Origin of the sequence: Amycolatopsis sp. cmx-11-12, assembly GCF_046269425.1 — a bacterium.
Taxonomy (GTDB): Bacteria; Actinomycetota; Actinomycetes; order Mycobacteriales; family Pseudonocardiaceae; genus Amycolatopsis.
Genome location: NZ_JADNQM010000018.1, coordinates 58,667 through 76,933 on the forward strand (window position 1 = coordinate 58,667; position 18,267 = coordinate 76,933).

At 69.1% G+C, this 18,267-nt stretch carries 16 protein-coding genes; 10 read left to right on the forward strand and 6 right to left on the reverse strand.

Features of this window, described 5'->3' with window-relative positions:
* Window positions 1-15: 15 nt before the first annotated feature.
* Both ACLARN_RS23845 and msrA read right to left on the reverse strand, forming a co-directional pair.
* Window positions 16-204: a hypothetical protein gene (locus tag ACLARN_RS23845; protein WP_409493674.1), complete on the reverse strand. Its 189-nt coding sequence runs from the start codon at window positions 202-204 to the stop codon at window positions 16-18.
* Entirely contained in the window at window positions 183-677 is a 495-nt protein-coding gene (gene msrA, locus ACLARN_RS23850; RefSeq protein WP_409493675.1) for a peptide-methionine (S)-S-oxide reductase MsrA, read from the reverse strand. Before msrA ends, ACLARN_RS23845 begins: the two co-directional genes overlap by 22 nt.
* Window positions 678-785: 108 nt before the next feature.
* On the opposite strand from msrA, the gene ACLARN_RS23855 reads away from it, so the two are divergent.
* The 5 genes from ACLARN_RS23855 (at window position 786) to ACLARN_RS23875 (ending at window position 10,979) form a co-directional block, all read left to right on the forward strand.
* A complete protein-coding gene (locus ACLARN_RS23855) occupies window positions 786-1,115 on the forward strand; it encodes a hypothetical protein (protein WP_409493676.1) in 330 nt (109 codons plus the stop codon).
* 86 nt (window positions 1,116-1,201) lie between these two features.
* Window positions 1,202-2,695, forward strand: coding sequence for a TIGR02677 family protein (locus tag ACLARN_RS23860; RefSeq protein ID WP_409493677.1), 1,494 nt, complete (start codon window positions 1,202-1,204; stop codon window positions 2,693-2,695).
* Window positions 2,692-3,912, forward strand: coding sequence for a TIGR02678 family protein (locus tag ACLARN_RS23865; protein WP_409493678.1), 1,221 nt, complete (start codon window positions 2,692-2,694; stop codon window positions 3,910-3,912). The genes ACLARN_RS23860 and ACLARN_RS23865 overlap by 4 nt, the downstream gene beginning before the upstream one ends.
* Window positions 3,909-7,892: a TIGR02680 family protein gene (locus ACLARN_RS23870; RefSeq protein WP_409493679.1), complete on the forward strand. Its 3,984-nt coding sequence runs from the start codon at window positions 3,909-3,911 to the stop codon at window positions 7,890-7,892. The genes ACLARN_RS23865 and ACLARN_RS23870 overlap by 4 nt, the downstream gene beginning before the upstream one ends.
* Window positions 7,893-7,979: 87 nt before the next feature.
* Complete coding sequence (locus ACLARN_RS23875; RefSeq protein WP_409493680.1) at window positions 7,980-10,979, forward strand: tetratricopeptide repeat protein; 3,000 nt, start codon at window positions 7,980-7,982, stop codon at window positions 10,977-10,979.
* On the opposite strand, the gene ACLARN_RS23880 is transcribed toward ACLARN_RS23875, so the two are convergent.
* Entirely contained in the window at window positions 10,976-11,401 is a 426-nt protein-coding gene (locus tag ACLARN_RS23880) for a hypothetical protein (protein WP_409493681.1), read from the reverse strand. The genes ACLARN_RS23875 and ACLARN_RS23880 overlap by 4 nt on opposite strands.
* A gap of 149 nt (window positions 11,402-11,550) precedes the next feature.
* Between ACLARN_RS23880 and ACLARN_RS23885 the strand changes: the two genes are divergently transcribed.
* The 3 genes from ACLARN_RS23885 (at window position 11,551) to ACLARN_RS23895 (ending at window position 15,392) form a co-directional block, all read left to right on the forward strand.
* The gene (locus tag ACLARN_RS23885) at window positions 11,551-12,420 is read left to right on the forward strand and encodes a DUF4394 domain-containing protein (RefSeq protein WP_409493682.1); all 870 of its coding nucleotides are present in this window, start codon (window positions 11,551-11,553) and stop codon (window positions 12,418-12,420) included.
* 270 nt (window positions 12,421-12,690) lie between these two features.
* On the forward strand, window positions 12,691-13,923 hold the full coding sequence (locus tag ACLARN_RS23890) for a DUF222 domain-containing protein (protein WP_409493784.1): 1,233 nt from the start codon (window positions 12,691-12,693) through the stop codon (window positions 13,921-13,923).
* A gap of 761 nt (window positions 13,924-14,684) precedes the next feature.
* Window positions 14,685-15,392 (forward strand): hypothetical protein, encoded by a 708-nt coding sequence (locus tag ACLARN_RS23895; protein WP_409493683.1) that lies wholly within the window; start codon window positions 14,685-14,687, stop codon window positions 15,390-15,392.
* An 8-nt stretch (window positions 15,393-15,400) separates the two neighbouring features.
* Here the strand turns inward: ACLARN_RS23895 and ACLARN_RS23900 are convergent, their stop codons facing one another.
* Together ACLARN_RS23900 and ACLARN_RS23905 are read right to left on the reverse strand one after the other, a co-directional pair.
* On the reverse strand, window positions 15,401-15,562 hold the full coding sequence (locus ACLARN_RS23900) for a hypothetical protein (protein WP_158075769.1): 162 nt from the start codon (window positions 15,560-15,562) through the stop codon (window positions 15,401-15,403).
* 51 nt (window positions 15,563-15,613) lie between these two features.
* The gene (locus ACLARN_RS23905; protein WP_409493684.1) at window positions 15,614-16,102 is read right to left on the reverse strand and encodes a DoxX family protein; all 489 of its coding nucleotides are present in this window, start codon (window positions 16,100-16,102) and stop codon (window positions 15,614-15,616) included.
* An 83-nt stretch (window positions 16,103-16,185) separates the two neighbouring features.
* On the opposite strand from ACLARN_RS23905, the gene ACLARN_RS23910 reads away from it, so the two are divergent.
* Window positions 16,186-16,728: a TetR/AcrR family transcriptional regulator gene (locus ACLARN_RS23910; RefSeq protein WP_409493685.1), complete on the forward strand. Its 543-nt coding sequence runs from the start codon at window positions 16,186-16,188 to the stop codon at window positions 16,726-16,728.
* On the opposite strand, the gene ACLARN_RS23915 is transcribed toward ACLARN_RS23910, so the two are convergent.
* On the reverse strand, window positions 16,729-17,496 hold the full coding sequence (locus tag ACLARN_RS23915; protein ID WP_409493686.1) for an SDR family oxidoreductase: 768 nt from the start codon (window positions 17,494-17,496) through the stop codon (window positions 16,729-16,731).
* Window positions 17,497-17,981: 485 nt separating this feature from the next.
* On the opposite strand from ACLARN_RS23915, the gene ACLARN_RS23920 reads away from it, so the two are divergent.
* Window positions 17,982-18,254, forward strand: coding sequence for a hypothetical protein (locus ACLARN_RS23920; RefSeq protein ID WP_409493687.1), 273 nt, complete (start codon window positions 17,982-17,984; stop codon window positions 18,252-18,254).
* Window positions 18,255-18,267: the final 13 nt, after the last annotated feature.

The following is an 18,267-nucleotide window of genomic DNA, read 5'->3' on the forward strand; positions in this document are numbered from 1 at the left end:
CACCGGAGTCCAGCGTCACCGCGGCCGAACGATGCGCCGGGTGGTTGAAGTACCGGTCCCCACCAGCCCCAGTCCCGCGCGCACCACGACGTGGTCGCGCGAGACCGGCACCTGGTCAGCACGAGGACCGTCGGAAGGACGGCCCTCGTAGGCGTGCGCGCCGGACACGTGCAGCGCGACGATCAGCGCTCGCCCAGCTGCCATTCCGGCCGCACGTAGTGGCAGGTGTAGCCGTTGGGGATGCGCTCCAGGTAGTCCTGGTGCTCGGGTTCGGCTTCCCAGAAGTCACCGGCCTGGGTCACTTCGGTGACGACCTTGCCTGGCCACTTGCCGGAGGCGTCGACGTCGGCGATCGTCGCTTCGGCGACCTGCTTCTGGGTGTCGTCGATGTAGTAGATCGCCGACCGGTAGCTGGCGCCGAGGTCGTTGCCCTGACGGTCACGCGTCGTCGGGTCGTGGATCTGGAAGAAGAACTCCAGGATCTGGCGATAAGTGAGCTGCGCCGGGTCGAAGACGATCTCGATGCCTTCGGCGTGCGAGCCGTGGTTGCGGTAGGTCGCGTTGGGCACGTCACCACCGGTGTAGCCGACCCTGGTGGAGACGACTCCGGGGTGCCGGCGGAACAGGTCCTGCATGCCCCAGAAACAGCCGCCCGCGAGAACAGCCTTGTCCGTCACTGTAGATCTCCTCTGGTCGTTGATATCCAGTAGAACGCGCCAGGGCGCCCCTGTCATCCCCGTCCAAGTGTGACGGAACGCTTACGCCCACCGTGCGTCTCACGGTGTGTGAAGCTCCTTCTCGCGGCCCTGGCACTTCTGCTGGCCGGCTGCACGACGACGCAACCCGCCGCCCCGACGCCCGAGGAGGCCTTCCGGTTCGGCGGGATCTCGATGCCCGCGAGCGGCAAGGTGCTAGAGACGAAGTCCGAGAGGGGTATCGACGTGATGTACCGCGTCGTTCTCACTCTTCCGGCGGAGGACGTGCCCGAGTTGCTCAAGGCGTCCAACTTCGCGCCCGGGGTCATGGAGGACGACCGGCTCATCGACGGTCGTCGCGTGTTCCGCAAAGTCACCGTCGACGGGACCACAGTGCGTCTCGAGCTGTTCACGACGTGAGTACGCAGCGTGAAAAAGATGGGCCGTTCGGACTCGCCTGGGTGACCCCCTAACGTGTAGCTCCACGCATCAGTGCCGGAGGTCGCATGGATCCGATCCGTGTACCGCCCGAAATGTTCCGTTTCACCGACGGCAGCAGGTCCGGGCTTCCCCTGGCGATCCTGCACGCCTTCGGTGAGGCGAACGAGCGGCTCGTGACGGCGCTCGGCATCGACGACCTCCGCCCGAGGCTCAGGGAAGTCGGCTGGCTGGAGACGCTGGACGACGAAGAGCTGGTCAAAGCGCTGGACCAGCTCAGGAACCAGGGCCACCTCGACGTCGTCCAGAACCACGCGGGCGACTACCGGACGGCCTCCGAGTACGAGCGTCGCAATCTTCAGTACTCGCTGACCCGGCTCGGCGAAGCGGCGTACGCGGGTGTGGTCCGCGCGAACGAAGTGCTCAACGCGACGGGCGCGCTTCAGACGGCCACCCTCGACGCGCTGGGTGAGCGGCTCGGCGAACTCGTCAAGCAGCTGGAAGACGGCACCGACCGGCGCGTGTTCAGCACGCTCACCGAGATCGAGAGCCACCTCGAGACGTTCCGGGACAACACGAAGCGGTTCAACGGCGACCTCCAGCGCCTGCTGCACGCCGAAGCCGACCTCGCGACGTTCCACGAGGTCAAGGCGTCCACGGTCGCCTACCTACAAGAGTTCCTGAACGACCTGGAGCACCACACCCACACCATCGCCACCCGCATCAAGGAAATCGACGAGTACGGCGTCGAACGCGTGCACCGGCGTGCGCTCAACGGGGCGACCTTGCCGAGCGCGGACTCGCGCTGGCTCGAAGTCCGCAAGGCCCGCTGGGACGGGCTTCGCGCGTGGTTCCTGCCTGAAGACGGCGCGACCCCGCGGGTCGAGGACCTCCATCTCCTCGCGCGGCGGGCGATCATCACGCTTCTCCAGGTCCTGGACCGGATCACCGAGTCACGGCGCCGGGCGAGCAGCGCGGTCGCGGATTTCCGTGAGCTGGCGCGGTGGTTCACCGTCGTCCCCGCTCAGGAGGACCTGCATCGCCTGTGGTCCACCATGTTCGGGCTCAGCTCCGCGCGGCACGCGCACTTGGCCCACGCGGACCCGGAGGTCGTCAGCACGACGGCGTCCTGGCTCGACGCGCCACCGGTCGAGGTGTCGGAACTACTCCGGTCGGCGGGTCGCACCGAACGGTTCACCAGGACCGGAAGGGTCCGTGACGTCTCCGCGATCAGGGCGGCGAGGGCGGAACGAGCCGTGGAAGAACGCGCCGAACTCGAAGCGGCGTGGAGCATGCTCGACACCGGCGGGGTCGTGCGGCTTTCGGCGTTCGAGAAGCTGGACCACACCGTTTTCGAGCGGCTGCTGGACCTGCTGGGGCAGGCGCTGGGCAGCACTCCCGGCACGGGCGGCGCCCGGCGGAGCACGACGTCCGACGGCCAGATCGAGATCATCCTGCGGCCGCCGCCGAACGGCGCGGTCGCGCGCCTGACCACCACGAGCGGCGTCTTCCGCGGCCCCGACTACGAAATCGAGATCAGCACGGCCGGAGGCGGTGCGTGAGCCTCACGAACCAACTGGTCATCGCGGAGCGCGAAGAGGTCGCACGCGGGATCCGGGCGATGCTGGCCACGCCGCTGATCGGCGAACGCGGCTCCCCCGAGACCTTCGACCTCATCCGGCGCCGCCGCGAACCCATCCGGCAGTGGTTCGACTACTACTGCGGCTGGACGCTCACCGTCGAACCCAGGCTCGGCTACGCCCGGCTGGTCAAGGTCCGCGCCGCCGCCGACCCCAGCCGTCCCGCCCGGCGGCTGCGGTCCGGCAGGCCGGCGTTCGACCGGCGGCGCTACGTCCTGCTGTGCGTGGTCGCGGCCGAACTGCTCACGGTGCCGGTGACCACGATCGGCCTGCTCGCCGACCGCGTGGCACGGGCGAGTGCCGCCGACGACCTCGTCACCACGTTCGACGTCACCGCGAGGGCCGAGCGCATCGCGTTCGTGGACGTCCTCAAACTGCTGGAGTCCTACGGCGTCCTCACGGTCGCCGACGGCGACCCGGAGTCCTTTGTGGACGAATCCGCGGCGAAGGCACTGTTCCGGGTCGACGCGACCTTGCTGCTGCGCCTGCTCGCCGCCCCGGTCGGGCCGTCGCAGCTGGCCGTGCCCGCCGACGACGTCGCCCTGCGGTTCGAGGAGCTGCTGGACGCGGTGTCGTACGAGCAGCGCTACGGCCTCTCGTCGGGGCGCCACGAGGACACGCCGAGCGCTTCCGACGTCCAACGGAACCTGTGGCTCCGGCATTCGGTCTTCCGCCGTCTCGTCGACGATCCCGTCCTCTACTTCAGCGAACTGACCGCCGAGGAGCGCGCGTACCTCGGGTCGCCGACCGGGCGCCAGTTGCTGCGCCGCGCCGCGGAACAGGGCGGGTTCGTCCTCGAAGAACGCGCGGAGGGTGTGCTGCTGGTCGACGTCGACGGGCTGGCCACCGACGAGAAGTTCCCGGACGACGGCAGCAACGCCAAGGTCGCCGCGCTCCTGCTGCTCGACGCGCTGGACGAGCCGCGGACGACCGACTACCTGCGCAACGCCACCGCCAAACTGCTGAAAAAGTTCCCGCGCTGGGCCAAGACCTACCGGGGCAAGGACGGCGTGCGACGGCTGACCGTGGACGCGCTCGCGGTGCTGACCGGTTTCGGGCTGGTCCGCGTCGAAGCCGAACTCGTCCGGCCACTCCCGGCCGCCGCGAGGTACACCGACCGAAACGAGGAGGCGACGTGACCGTGACGAGGTGGATCCCGTCCCGGGCGGGCATCCTCAACATCTGGCGCTACTACGACGAGATCTTCGAGTTCCACGACGGGCGCCTGCTGCTGCGCGGCCCCAACGGGAGCGGGAAGTCCAAGGCACTGGAACTGCTGCTGCCGTTCCTGTTCGACGCGAGCCTGCGCGCCAACCGGCTGTCGACCTTCGGCACCAGCGAACGCAGCATGCACTGGAACCTGATGGGCGAAGGCGCTTCCGGCGCAACGCGCGTCGGTTACGTGTGGCTCGAATTCCGCATGGGCGAGGACAAGTGGTTCACCTGCGGCGCGCGGCTGCAGGCGAGCACGCACACCAGCACGGTGCACGCCGACTTCTTCACCACCGGACTACGCGTCGGCGCTCGCCTGCCGCTGGTCAACGAGGCCGGTCAGCCGCTGACCAAGAACGCGCTGGAGGAGCACCTCGGCGAACGCGGGACCGTGCACGCCGGCGCGGCCGAATACCGCACCGAGATCCGCGCGAAACTGTTCCCCGGCTTGAGCGAGCAGCGATACGACGCGCTGATCACCGCGCTCCTCCAGCTGCGGATGCCCAAGCTCTCGCAGCGGCTCGACCCGAGCCTGCTGTCCAACCTGCTGTCCCGCGCGCTCCCGCCGTTGGGGCAGCAGGAGATCGCGGATCTCGCCGAGGGTTTCGAACGGCTCGACGCGCAGCGCGAAAAGCTGGGTTCGCTGGAGACCGAGGTCGACGCGACCCGCGCGCTCGCCGCGCGGCAGAAGACCTACGCCCAGCGTGTCCTGCGCGCGGGCGCCGCGAACCTCATCACCGCGACCGCCGAACTCGACGGGCTCGCCGCGGCCGCGCGCCGGTCGGCCGAGGAGTACGACGAGGTCGCCGCGAGTAAGGAAGCCGCCGAGGAACGTGCGGCGAAGCTCGAAAAAGACGTCGAGGAAGCCGAAGCCCGCCTCTCGGGGCTGACCGAATCCGAGTCGTACCAAAAGGGCCAGGAACTCGACAAGCTGCGACAGCGCGCGGTTTCCGCGAAGGAGCAGGCGGAAACGCTCCGCGCGGACGCCGATCGGCTCCGTGCCGAAGCGGACGCCGACGAGGAGCGCTCGCGGGCGGCGCGACAGGTCGCGAAACGGCAGGCCGATCTCGTCCGCTCCCAGGAGACCGAGGTCCGGGCCGCCGCGACCCGCGCGAACCTGGCCGGGGTACACGACGAACTCGTGGCCGGACTGGCGGAACCGGTCCGGCTCCGTCCGCTGTTGCAGGCCGCCGTCCGCGGCAAACGCGACCAGGTCGAGACCCTCGGCCGGGCACTGGACAAGCACGAACGCGCCGTCGGCCGCCGTCACCAGGCCGAGGCGGAGCTGGACCGGGCGAGGTCGGATTTCTCGGCCGCGCAAGAGAAACTGGACCTCACGTCGGCGACACGCGAACTCGCGCTGAGTGATCTGCGCACCCGGCTCGCCGAATGGGCGATCGGCTGCCGTGAGCTGCGTTTCCCCGACGCGGAAGCGCTCGTGCGGGAAGCCGAGGCGGAGGTCTCGCTGCTGGGCAAGATCAGCGCGGTCGCCGAGACCGTGTTGGAGGACATCGTCCGGCAGGAGGCGGCGACCGGTGCCGCGCTGGCCACCGCGCGCACCGAGCACGACGAACTCCTCGTCGAGGCAGGCGTGCTCGAAACGGAGGACGTCCTCGCGCCCGCGTCGCCGAAGACCCGGACGGCGGACCGGGCCGAGATGAGCGGCGCCCCGCTGTGGCGGCTGGTCGATTTCGCCGGTTCCGTACCGGAGGACACGCACGCCGGGATCGAAGCCGCGCTCGAAGGCGCCGGGCTGCTGGACGCCTGGGTGAACTCCCACGGTGTCGTCGACGGGCACGACGTGCTCGCCGAGACCGGGACGCTGCCCGTGGCGTCCGGCCGTTCGCTCGCCGACGTCCTCGTGCCGGAACCCGACGCCGGGGTCGCCCCGGCGAAGATCCGGCGGGTGCTGGAAGTGATCGCCTTCGACGACACGCTGCCCGCGGGTCCCGCCGCGATCGGCGCGGACGGCGGCTGGCGGATGGGCAGCCTGTCGGGCAGCTGGGCGAAGGAGGCCCCGGCCTACATCGGTGCTTCCGCCCGCCTGCACGCCAGGGAGCGCCGGATCGCCGGACTGCGTGACGAGATCTCCGGTCGCGAGAAGACCATCGCCGAACTGGAAGGCGAGCTGGCCGCGCTGCGCGGCAGGCGCGAGCTGATCAAGATCGAACGCGCCGCCCGCCCCAGCCATGAAGATCTCCTTGCCGCGACTGGAGAACTGACCACGGCCGAGGCCGACCTGACCGCCGCCGACTCCACCGTCCGGCACCGCGAGGCGACCGTTTCCGCGCTGGAGGTCGAAGCCAAGACCGCGCTGCACGAGCTGACCGGCCAGGCTTCGGAGAGCGGCCTGCCGACCGAACGCGCACTGCTGACCGCGCTCGCCACGGCCTTGCGCACCTACTCCGACCAGGGCGAGAACTGGTTGTACGAACACGGGAACCTGCTCACGGCGACCCAGCGGGCCGAGACGTTCGCCGAACAGGCGGAGCGTTCGGAGGCGAACGCCGCCCGCCGAGAGGACGAGGCTTCCGAGGCGGAGACCGAACGCGCCAAGCTCACCGCGAAGCTCGACGCGATCGAGGGCACCGTCGGCACCGGCCAGCGCGAGGTGCTCGCCGAAATCGACGGCCTGCGCACGAAACTGCGCGAACTCGCCGACGAACTGCGCGCGGCGAACGCGCGCGCCAAGGAACTCGCGGTCCGGCTGGGCGCGCTCGGCGTGCGGCGCACGACCGACGCGAGGGCCCGCGAGGACGCCACCGCGAAACAGGACGCCGCCGCGCTCCGGTTCCGGAAGCTCGCCACCGGCGTCTTCCCAGCCGACGGCGGGATCGAGGACCTGCCGAAGTTCCAGGCCACCCTGTCCGCCTCCGAAGGGGTGCGGGCGGCCCTCGACACGGCTCGTCTGGTGGCCGCCGCGTGGCCGTCCGTGCCGCACGCGCCGAGTAACCTCGGCGAGGCGCTGCACCGGCTTTCCGAGGCCGTGCACACCTGCCGGAACACGCTCAGCTCGCGCGCGGAACTCGATCTGGAGACCGACGAGGACGTCCAGATCTTCACCGCCGTCGTCGACGGGCTGCGGGTCGGCGCCGCCGAACTGCTGAAGATCCTTTACGCGGAAGCGGAACAGAGCAGGCACGAGATCACCGGTCGCGAGAGCGACCTGTTCGACAAGACGCTGACCGGCGACACCCGCCGCCATCTCGCGGCCAGGATCCAGCAGGCAGGAGACCTCGTCGACGGGATGAACGCGCGCCTGGAACGGGTGCGGACCGCGTCGAGGGTCGCCGTCCGGCTGGTCTGGCAGTTCTCCCCCGACCTGCCGCCGGGCACCAAGACCGCGCGGGACCTGCTGCTGAAGGATCCGGATCAGCTGACCACCGAGGACCGCGAATCACTGCACAAGTTCTTCCGCGAGCGCGTCGAGCAGGCGAAGGCGGACGACACCGCGACCAGCTGGGAACAGCAGCTCGCGCAGGTCTTCGACTACACATCCTGGCACCGGTTCGTGGTCAAGGTGGACCGTGCCAACGGGGCCGGCTGGCAGCTGCTGACCAAGAAGCTGCACGGCGCGCTTTCCGGTGGGGAGAAGGCGATCGCGCTGCACCTGCCGCTGTTCGCCGCCGTCGCCGCGCACTACCAGGCCGTGCCGGAGGCACCGAGGGTGATCCTGCTCGACGAGGTGTTCGTCGGCGTCGACACCACCAACCGGGGGCAGGTGTTCGGCCTGCTGTCCGCGCTCGACCTCGACCTGATGCTGACGTCCGACCACGAGTGGTGCACCTACGCCGAACTCAGCGGCGTCGGGATCCACCAGCTCATCACCGGTGGCGACGGCGACGACGCGGTGACCACCGCCCGGTTCACCTGGAACGGCCACGACCTCCAGCCCGCCGGGCATTAGCCTGAGCGGCCCCAAAGCCGGTCGCAGCGGGGCCCATTCCGCGGTTCGTCCTTGTGCGGCGCGGGATGGCTCACTACGTTCCCATCGGTGGCGCCGACGGTAGTGCGGATCCAGGTGCTGGGTTCGCTGCGCGTGTGGCACGGCGGTACGGAACTCGAACTGGGCCCACCCGGCCGCCGGGCCGTACTGGGCTTGCTGGTGCTCGCCGGCGGCGAGGCGATGTCCAAGCAGGACCTGATGGACGCGCTCTGGGGCGAACGGCCGCCACGCAGTGCGGTGAACGTCCTCCAGACGCACGTCAAACACCTTCGGCGGCTGCTGGAACCCGACCGCCCGGCCCGATCCGGGAGCGAGATCCTGCCGCACGTCGGCGGCGGTTACGCGGTGCGCTGGGACGCTGTCGACGTCGACCTTCCCCACGTCCGCAGGCTCGTCGCCGAGGCGAACGACGCCCGGCGCGACGGCGAAACAGGCCGTGCCGCGGCCCTTTTCGGCGAGGCCCTGCGCTGGTGGCGCGGCAAACCGCTGGCCGATCTCCCTTTGCTCGCAACGCATCCGAAGGTCGTGTCCCTGGCCGCGGAACGCCGTTCGCTGCTCGCCGGGTACGGCGACGCGATGCTCGCCATCGGCGCCGCCCGCGAGGTGCTGACGGAACTGGTCGAAGCCGCCGCGGATCAGCCGCTGGACGAACCCGCACAGGCCCGGCTCATCCGCGCGTACCACGGCGCGGGCCAGCGGGCGACGGCTTTCCGGCTCTACCAGGAGGTTCGCGAGCGGCTCGTCGAAGAACTGGGGGTCGAACCCGGACCCGAACTCCTCGCCGCGCACGCGGCCCTCCTCGATGAAGGGGAACCGCCCGCGAACCCGCGTCCCGCCGCTCGCGTCCCGCGGCAGTTGCCCGCCGAACCACCCGGGTTCACCGGCCGGGCCATCGAACTGTCCATTTTGGACGAACTGGTGCCGAGGGCGACAGGTTCCGGTGGCACGGTGGCGATCGCGGCCGTCACGGGAACCGCGGGTGCCGGGAAGACCGCGCTCGCCGTGCACTGGGCGCACCGGGTGAAGAACCGGTTCCCTGACGGGCAGTTCTACGCGAACCTGCGCGGCCATTCGCCCGCCCCGTCGGCGACGGCACTCGAAGTGCTCACCCGGTTCCTGTCCGCGCTGGAGGTCCCCGCCGAACGGCTGCCCGCGGACACCGAGACCGCGTCCGCGCTGTACCGGACGTTGATGACCGACCGGAAGGCCTTGGTACTGCTGGACAACGTCGACACCGCCGATCAGGTCCGGCCTTTGCTGCCAGCCGGACCCGGCTGCCTGGTGCTGGTGACCGCCCGCGACCGGATGACCGGCCTGGTCGCCCTGCACGGCGCCCGGCGACTCACCCTGGACATGCTCGATCCCGGTGAAGCACTCGAATTGCTCGCGCGGCTGCTCGGCGCCGAGCGTGTCCGCGCCGAACGCGAAGCAGCCGCCGAGGTGGCCGGACTGTGCGCGTATCTGCCGCTGGCCCTGCGGATCGCTGCCGCCAACCTCGCCGACAATCCCGGGAACGGCATCGAGGACTACGCCATCGAGTTGCGCAAGGGCAATCTGCTCGCCGCGCTCACGGTTCCCGGTGACGAACAGATCGCCGTCCGTACCGCCTTCGACCTCTCTTACTCGGCATTGCCCGCGGAGACGCGGCGATTGTTCCGGCTGTTGAGCCTGGTGCCGGGCAACGACATCGGCGTCGAAGCGGTGGAAATCCTCAGTGGTACGGACCAGGCGAGCCGGATGCTGGACACGCTCGCGGGCGCGCATCTGGTCGAGCAGCACGCGCCGGATCGCTACCGGTTCCATGACCTGCTCCGGCGTTATGCGGCCGATCGCCTGGAGTCACGGGAATCCCCGGCCGAACGCGAATCCGCCCGCCGCCGGTTGCACGAGTGGTACCTGCGTGCCGTCGACCACGCGGCGAAAATCGTTTACCCGCACATGTTCCGTATCCCGCTGTCCGTGCCGGACGGTCCTATTCCCGTCGCCGCGGCGGACTGGTTGGAGACCGAGCTGGCCAACGTCGTCGCCGTCGTCGAGGACGCGGCGCGGAACGGGCCGCGTCCGGTGGCCTGGCTGCTGGCCGACGCGCTGCGCGGCTACTTCTGGATGTCCTTGCGCCAGGTGGAATGGCGGGCGGCCGCCGGGGCCGCGCTGTCCGCCGCCGAAGAGGACGGCGATCTCCGCGCCCGCGCGGCCGCCCGGTTCAGTCTTGCCGACCTGAGTTTCCGTCAGGGGCGATACCGGGAGGCCGTCCGGCGCTACACCGGCGCGCTCGTGCTCGCCCGGCGGGCGGACTGGGTGGAGGCGCAGGCCGCGGTGCTGGGCAACCTCGGTTGCGCGTACTGGCAGTCCGGACGGCTTCCGGCCGCCGCGGTGCGGTTCTCCCGGGCACTTGAGTTGAGCAGACGAGCGGGCAGGCCCGCCGGAGAAGCCGTCGCGCTCGGCAATCTGGGGCTGGTCCATTGGGAGATGGGCGATCTACCGCGGGCGGCCGAGCATTACGCCCGCGCCCTGCGCCGGTATCGCCGGATCGGCTCGCGTTACGGGGAGGCGATCAACCTGAGCAACCTCGGGCAGGTGCAGCACGCTCGCGGCCGGGCAACCGAAGCGGCCGGACTGCTCGCCGAGGCGCTCACCCTGCACCGCGACGCCGGGAATCGCGCCGGGGAGGCGGAAACGCTCGGCAGGCTCGCCTCGGTGTACTGCGATCTCGGCCGTCTCACCGACGCGCTCGACCACGCGCGCGACGGGCTGCGGCTGGCGCGGGAGACCGGCGAACCGCGCGGAGAGGGCGAAGCGCTGGTCGCGCTCGCCGTCGTGCATCACCGCGCGGGGCATCGGCAGGACGCCGTCCGCCGGTACCGGCAGGCCTTGGCCCTGCTGCGGGAAACCGGCGACCGGTACCCCGAGGTCGACGCACTCATCGGGCTCGCCACCGCCACCGGCGACCTCGGCCAGGCTCGCCAAGCCCTCGCACTGGCCGAACGGGCCGGCTACCGCGCGCTGCGAAGACGGGCGTCGGCCGCTGTCGAGTCGATCCGCGCCTAGGCCGCGGCTATCCCGCTGCGGGTGTCGTATCCGCCCGCCGGGTCGAAGGTGACGACGACCCACGGGTTGACGCCGTGTTCCTTGCCCGCGTTGTCCCGGCAGGAGAACTCGCCCATGTCGTACGCGCTCCAGGTGACGCTGTCCGGAACCGGGCGCACCGATTCCTCGATCCGGCCCGCCCAGCGGCAGGCCACGTCGTGCACCCGCGGCGTCACCGACGGCTCGGCCCACGTGACCGTTCCGCCGTCCGCGCACCAGGAAAGACCGTAGGTGTAGGTCCACTTCCCCGGCGTTTCGAGGACGACCGGTTTGATGGTCTTGACGCCGGAGGCACAGTCCCGCGCCGCGTTCGCCTCACCTTCCGCGACGAACGTGAGGCCGGCGAAGAGAACCATCACACCGGCGGCGTTCTTGATCGTCATCGCTCCCCCTGAATCCGCTGTCCCCCCACTGTTCCGCCGATTCCCCGCGGCCGCAATCCGCCGGACGCCGGGTCCAATCGACGTCCAATGGTCGTCCAGAGCCACCGATTAGCTTGTGCCGCACAGTTTCTCCAGTGAGGGGAGTACGGATGAGGGCACGACTCAAGAAGGCCTTGATCGCTGCGGCCACCACGGTGACCGTCACCGCGGCGCTCGTGGTCGGGACCGCGAGCGGAAGTTCGGCACAGGCCGCCGGTCTGAAGGCGTACGCGATCTCGACGGACGGCAAACTGATGGCCATGTTCTCCACCGACAGACCCGAGGTACTCGACTGGGTCCGGCTCGTACAGGGGCTCACCTGCGGGGAGACGAGCCTGATCGGGATCGACTTCCGGGTACAGAACGGCCTGCTGTACGGCGTGGGGAACAAGGGCTGCATCTACACGATCAAGGTCCCGCCCCAGGCACCCGACGTCATCGTCACGAAGGTCTCGCAACTCAGCGTTCCCTTGTACGGCACGAACTTCGGCGTCGACTTCAACCCGGCCGCCGACCGGCTGCGGGTGATCAGCGACTACGGCCAGAACCTGCGGCACGACCTCGGCGGCCACACCACGGCCGAAGACACCATCCTGACCACGCCGCCGCTGGGCGGGCCCACCCGGGGCGTCACGGCCGCCGCCTACACGAACAACGACCTCAACCCCGACACCGCGACCACCCTGTTCGTCATCGGCACGAACAGCGACCAGGTGTTCGTCCAATCGCCGGCCAACAACGGTTTCCTGGCCCCGACCGGCGCGCTCGGCTTCGACACCGGCCCGCTCGCGGGCTTCGACATCTACAGCGACCTGACCAACGGCAAAACGGTCTCGGCGACCGCTTTCGCCGTACTCAACCCGCCGAGCGGCTCGCCGTCGACGTTCTCCACCATCAACCTGCTGACCGGTGCGGCGAGCAAGGTCGGCGTCTTCCCGCTGCCGATCGGGGACGTCGCTGTCGCACTCGACACGAACTGACGGGGTCGCGCTGTTCGGTGTTCGGTGTTCGGTCTTTGGCCGGGCACCGAACAGTCGTGGTCGCATGATCGGAAACTGTCGGCGACCGCTTTCGTTGTACTCAACCTGCTGGCGCGGCGAGCAAGGTCGGCGACTTCCCGCTGTCGATCGGCGACGTCGCGATCGCACTCGACACGAACTGAACGCGCCGAACAGTCGTGGTCGCATGATCAGAAATTGTCGGTGGCCGGTTGTAGGTTCCTTTGCGTGGACATTCACAAAGCCACCTCTGTGGCGCTACTCGAACACACAACCGACCCGAGAGTCTTGGAGGAAATCAATACACCGTTGAAGTTCTTGGATGACAGGGATTCCGTTGCTGTGGCAGTTGCGGCGTCGGAGGGGATCGCGCGGTTGGAAGCGGTCCGGTTCCGGGCGCTGGCGCAGCTGAATCGGCATCGTGAGGGCGCGCGGAGTGTGACGCAGGAAGTCGCCTTCGCACTGTCCGTTATGGACAGTCATGCGGGTGAGATGGTCGCTGCCGCCGACGCGTTGACCACCCGCCTTCCCCGCACCCTGAACCTGATGGATCAGGGGAAGGTGAGTGGGTTCGGGGCGATGAAAGTCGCCGCCGCCACCGCGTGGCTGTCGGACGAGGACGCCCTGGCCGCGGATGCTCTGCTGGAGGAACGGTTGCCGGGGAAGAATTCCGAGCAGATCCGGAAAGCGGCGAGTCACGCGGCGTCCACGGTGGACCGTGAGGGTGCGGATAAGCGGTGTGAACACCATCGCGAAGGCCGTCGGTTGGCAGTGCGGCAGGGTGAGACCGGGGTGGCGTCGATCGAGGTCGAAGACGGCCCTGTCGAAAAGGTGAACGCCGCCTACACCCGGATCGATCGTCAAGCACGGGCCCTCAAAACCGGCGACGAAACCCGCACCCTGGATCAGTTGCGTGCCGACGTCGCCCTCGACCTCCTCCTCGGCGGACAGGGCGGGGTGAGTGAACGCACGGAGGTATTCCTCTACATGGACCTGTTCACCTACCTCGGGCTGAATGATGACCCCGCGGAACTGGCCGGGCACGGTCACCTCCCCGCCTCACTCGCCCGGCATATCGCGACCGGACCCAACACCGTGCTGCGCCGGATCATCACCGACCCGTTGTCCGGGCAAGTGCTGGACCTGGGCCGGGACCGGTACCGGCCCACCGCGGGACTCGGCGAGTTCGTCCGGGTGCGGGATCGTGAGTGCCGAAGACCTGGCTGCCACCGGCCTGCCCAAGCCTGCGACCTCGACCATTCGGTGCCCTGGCAACACGGCGGCCACACCGACGCCGACGACCTCGTCAGCTTCTGCCGCCGCGACCACCGGCTGAAAGACGAACCCGGCTGGACCTACCAGCTCGCCTCCGACGGCACCCTCACCATCACCACCCCCACCGGGCGCCGTTACGACAGCACGCCCCCGCCCCTGCACGAACCCCGCAGCCGAAGACCTCTCGCCGACGAACCGCCACCGTTCTGACCCTTGTTGCCGAAAAACGGCTACAGGTCTTGTACGCGCGAGTCAGGCCCGCCACCGCCCACCCCGTTGCCGAAAATCGGCCACCGCTCTCCCGTACCGCTCACGAACGGACCCGGTGCTGCCAGCTGCGCGGCCGCCGGTCGTTCCACAATGGAACCGTTGTCCGTTGCCGATATTCGGCTATCGCTCTTCCTGTACCGCTCACGATCCCAGCGTCATCAGCGAACAGCTGTCACTGGACCGGCGACGTACAGTCGGTCCTCCGCTCGTTCTGAACCTATTGCCGAAAATCGGCTACGCATCCTTCCACGTCACGCACAGTCGTCGGTCATTTCATCAGCCGAACAGTTGTCACTGGACCGGCCACGTACGGTCGGTCCTCCGCCACCGTTCCGAGCCCGTTGCCGAAAATCGGCCATCGCTCTTGCCGTACCGCTCACGAACATAATGCTTCCGCCGGGTCCTATCGAACAAATCCATGCCGATTCACGAGGCACCTACGGCTCTCCGCGGTGCACGCGGCAAACGGGTCGAGTGGCTCATACACGAGGCCGGGATCCAGGGCCGACGCACCTGGACCACGATCCGTGACCCGCGAGCGGATCCCAGCCCGGACCACCGGCCCGACTCATTGCCGATAAACGGCGATCACCGCCCTAGCACCGAACCCAAAACCACGCACGAGTCCACCCACGGTCTGAGGCCACGAATCGGACCGTGAGCCGATCCGCTCCCGCGCCCGGATCGGCAGGCTCACCGGCATGGAAACCGACTACGTCTTCCCCGGCCGCCGCGTCGCCGCGGTCTCGATGGTCCTCGGCCCGGTCCTGCTGCTCACCGGCACACTGTTGCGGGCGCGCTTCACTTTCTTCTTCCCCGACCAGCTCAGGGCGATGAGCGACCATCCCGGCCTGATGACGGCCGCCTACACGTGTTTCCTGGCGGGCAACGTCCTGCTGTTCCCCGCGATCATCGCGCTCGCGACGAAGATCGGGCGCACCAAGCCGGCGCTGGCCGCCTGGGGTGGCCTGTTCGTCCTCATTGGACTCTTCGAGCGGACCTTCCATGCCGGGATCGACCAGGCCGCGATGGGGCTCGCCACCCGGCGTGGCGCTGGTTTCGCCGAGAGCGTGGTCAGTGAGTCATATCAGGATCTGCATCTGTTCAGTTTCCTGTCGTTCACGATCATGTTCGGCTGGTACGTGCTGGCCTTCGCCGCCTATCGCGCGAAAGCGCTCGGCGTCGTCCAGTCGATCGGGCTGGCGACGATGGGACTGCTGCCGCTCGGCGTGTTGAAAGGAACCGAAATCGTGTCGATCATCGGCACCGCCGGCCTTTGCGTCGCGTTGGTTCCGGCCGGTATCGGCGCATTTCTGGAAAGTCCCAAACCGGGCCGCCGGACGGTGGTGATCGCGGCGATCACCGTTCCGGTTCTGGGCGCGCTCGCTTTCGCGAGCTCACTCGGCTGAGGCTTTCCTCAGGCCAGCCGCGCGGGCGTTTTCCCTTTTCTGTCACCGGATTCGTGATCGCGCCCCGCCGGGAGACAGCTCATCAGCAGTACGAGACCCACCGCACCGAGAAGCATGTGCCCGGCGAGGATGCACAGCCCACAGAATCCGATCCACAATGAGATCTTCATTCTCAGATGGTAGGGCGGTTCTCAAGGGAGGGGTCCGGACTTGGGGAAGACTTAAGGTCTCCTTTGGGCAAAGGGTCTGTTCGGAGTACGCGCGTAATGCGCCACCAGAGACACCGTCGCGGCGAGGAAGACCACCTGCATCAGGCTCCGCGGCACCAGTTCGTCCACCACCGACGTCACCGGCCCGTTCAGCGCCTTGTACACGTTCGCCGGGAACATCCCCAGCAGCAGAACGGTCAGCCCGGCGGCCGCCCACGGCGCGGTGCGCGACCACAACACCCCTGCGGCGCCCGCCAGTTCGAGGACACCGGTGACGGTGACCAGCAGCGCGGGCGCGGGCAACGCGGGCGGCACCATCGCGACGAGTTCCTCGCGCATGCCGATGAAATGCGCGAGCCCTGTCGTGACGAACAGTGCCGCGACACCGCCGCGCACGGCCACCGGCCAGGGCTTCAGGCGCCGGACGCCCGCCAGCCCCAGCAGGGACAACGTCGCCGTGACGGCGGCCAACATCAGTACGGGTACGAGACCGGGATCCATGACCAAACCCTCCGAGCAGCGAAACTTTCCACTGACAAGATGCGCTGTTGCGGGCCATCTTGTCAATGACTAGATTCATCGGCATGAGTCCGTACCACCACGGCGACCTTCGCCGGGCCGTGCTCGACGCCGCCGTCGCGGCCATCACCGAACACGGTCCGGCTGGGATCAGCCTCCGCGACCTCGCCCGGCGCGCGGGCGTCTCGCACGCCGGGCCGGTGCACCATTTCGGTGACAAGGCCGGAGTGCTCACCGCCCTGGCCGCCGAGGGATTCGGACTGCTCGCGGACGCGCTCGCCGCCGCGGGCGGACGCACGCGGGACTTCGCCGAGGTCGGGGTGGCCTACGTGCGGTTCGCGATCGAGCATCGCGCGCATTTCGAGGTGATGTTCCGCCCCGAACTCCACCGTGCGGACGACGCGGCGCTGGCCGTCGCCCGGGACCGCGCAGGCCTCCTGCTGACCAGTGGCGCGTCGTCGGTCAGCGACGACGCGATGGCTGGAGTCGCCGCGTGGTCGCTCATGCACGGCTTCGCGAACCTGTGGCTCACCGGCGCGCTGCGTGCCGAACACCTCGAGGATCCGGACACCGCCGCCCGCGCGATCGCCCGGATCCTGTTCCCGTGATCAGACCTGAGCGGTGGGCATCACGGTGATCTGCTGGACGTTGGCCCGCGCCGGGAGCGACGTCAGGAACGCCACGGTCTCGGCGATGTCACCCGGCTCCAGCCAGGTCAGCGTCTCGCGCACACCGTCCAGCCACTCGTTCGCGCCGGCGTCGGTGACGTGGCCTTGCAGTTCGGTGTCGACCAGACCGGGCTCGACCACCGCGACGCGCACGTCCTTCGGGCCGAGGTCGGCGCGAAGGTTCTTCGACAGGTGCGTGACGTACGCCTTCGAAGCGACGTAGACGGCGAAGGAGGGGAAGATGGCCTGCGCGCCGATGGACGACGTGTTCACCAGGTCGGCGACACCCTTCTCCGCCGCCGAAGCGACGAGATGCGGGACGAACGCGCCGATCGAGTTCATCAGGCCGGTCATGTTGACGTCGATCATGCGCTGCCAGTCACCGGTCGCGAGTTCGTCGATCGGCGCGGCCAGCATCACGCCGGCGTTGTTGAACAGCAGATCCGCCCGGCCCAGTTTCGCTTCGACCTCGGTCGCCGCGGCGCGCATCGCGTCGGCGTCGGCGACGTCGGCCGCGATCACCAGCGCCGTTCCGCCGTCCTGTTCGATCTCCTTCGCCAGTGTCTCCAGCCGGTCCGCCCGCCGGGCGATGAGCGCGACCGCGGCACCGGAGGCGGCGAGCCGCCGCGCGGTCGCTTCGCCGATTCCGCTGGACGCGCCGGTGACGACGGCGACCCTGCCGGAGTGCCGTGCCTGGGTGTTCGTCATTTGTCTCTCCTCAGTGGACTCGCTGTCGGCTTCCGGAATCCAGGAAACCGGCTCGCGCGGAGAGCTGGCATGGCCTGCTCGACCTGGGTCCGCCAGTACCAGTCTGTTACCTGATCATCGCGGTCCGCGGACAAGGAGCGGCCACCGTGAGCCGTATGCGATCCGATCCTTCGCGCTGCTCACCGGGCTCGCGCTGACCGTGACGACGGCGGGCGCGGTCCCCGCGTCGGCCATCGTCGGCGGTACCGAATCCGCCCGCCGAGGACATCGCGGTACTGCACACCTGCGCAATCCCGTGCGAGCCCGGCCCGTGCCGCTCAAGCGGTGCTGGGACGACGACGGGCACACTTTGCCGTTGTGCGTCGGCCGCGCCGATCCTCCCGTCGGGCCGGGGACGACGGACTCCGGTGGACCTGCCCTTGTCCGTTCGCGTGGCGGCTGGGCGCTGGCCGGAACGGTCATCGGACCCGGCATCAGGGGCGGTGGTGCGCTACGCCCCGAGCGACACCTGCGTGAGCAGGCCCGGCTACTCCGGTTCGGTACTGCTGACCCCCGACGAGACCACGGTGATGGGCATCAACAACACCCACAACCGTGACGGCGGGCAATGCACCGAGAACAATCCGTGCGAAGTCGGTCAGGACGGGGCCGTGACCGCGTTGAAGGGCCGTGGCTCCGGCCAGCAGGTCCATCGGATCTCCGCCTGCCTGACCGAGGGATCGCGGTTCGACGTGTCCCGTCCCGGCGGTACGGTCTGACCTGCGACGATGT

Excerpts from the sequence above, each read along its gene's own strand:
- ACLARN_RS23900 (WP_158075769.1), bottom strand. The coding sequence starts at position 15,562 with ATGAAGATCTCATTGTGGATCGGATTCTGTGGGCTGTGCATCCTCGCC.
- ACLARN_RS23860 (WP_409493677.1), top strand. The coding sequence starts at position 1,202 with ATGGATCCGATCCGTGTACCGCCCGAAATGTTCCGTTTCACCGACGGC.
- ACLARN_RS23845 (WP_409493674.1), bottom strand. The coding sequence starts at position 204 with ATGGCAGCTGGGCGAGCGCTGATCGTCGCGCTGCACGTGTCCGGCGCG.
- ACLARN_RS23895 (WP_409493683.1), top strand. The coding sequence starts at position 14,685 with ATGGAAACCGACTACGTCTTCCCCGGCCGCCGCGTCGCCGCGGTCTCG.
- ACLARN_RS23915 (WP_409493686.1), bottom strand. The coding sequence starts at position 17,496 with ATGACGAACACCCAGGCACGGCACTCCGGCAGGGTCGCCGTCGTCACC.
- ACLARN_RS23905 (WP_409493684.1), bottom strand. The coding sequence starts at position 16,102 with ATGGATCCCGGTCTCGTACCCGTACTGATGTTGGCCGCCGTCACGGCG.
- ACLARN_RS23910 (WP_409493685.1), top strand. The coding sequence starts at position 16,186 with ATGAGTCCGTACCACCACGGCGACCTTCGCCGGGCCGTGCTCGACGCC.
- ACLARN_RS23880 (WP_409493681.1), bottom strand. The coding sequence starts at position 11,401 with ATGACGATCAAGAACGCCGCCGGTGTGATGGTTCTCTTCGCCGGCCTC.
- ACLARN_RS23885 (WP_409493682.1), top strand. The coding sequence starts at position 11,551 with ATGAGGGCACGACTCAAGAAGGCCTTGATCGCTGCGGCCACCACGGTG.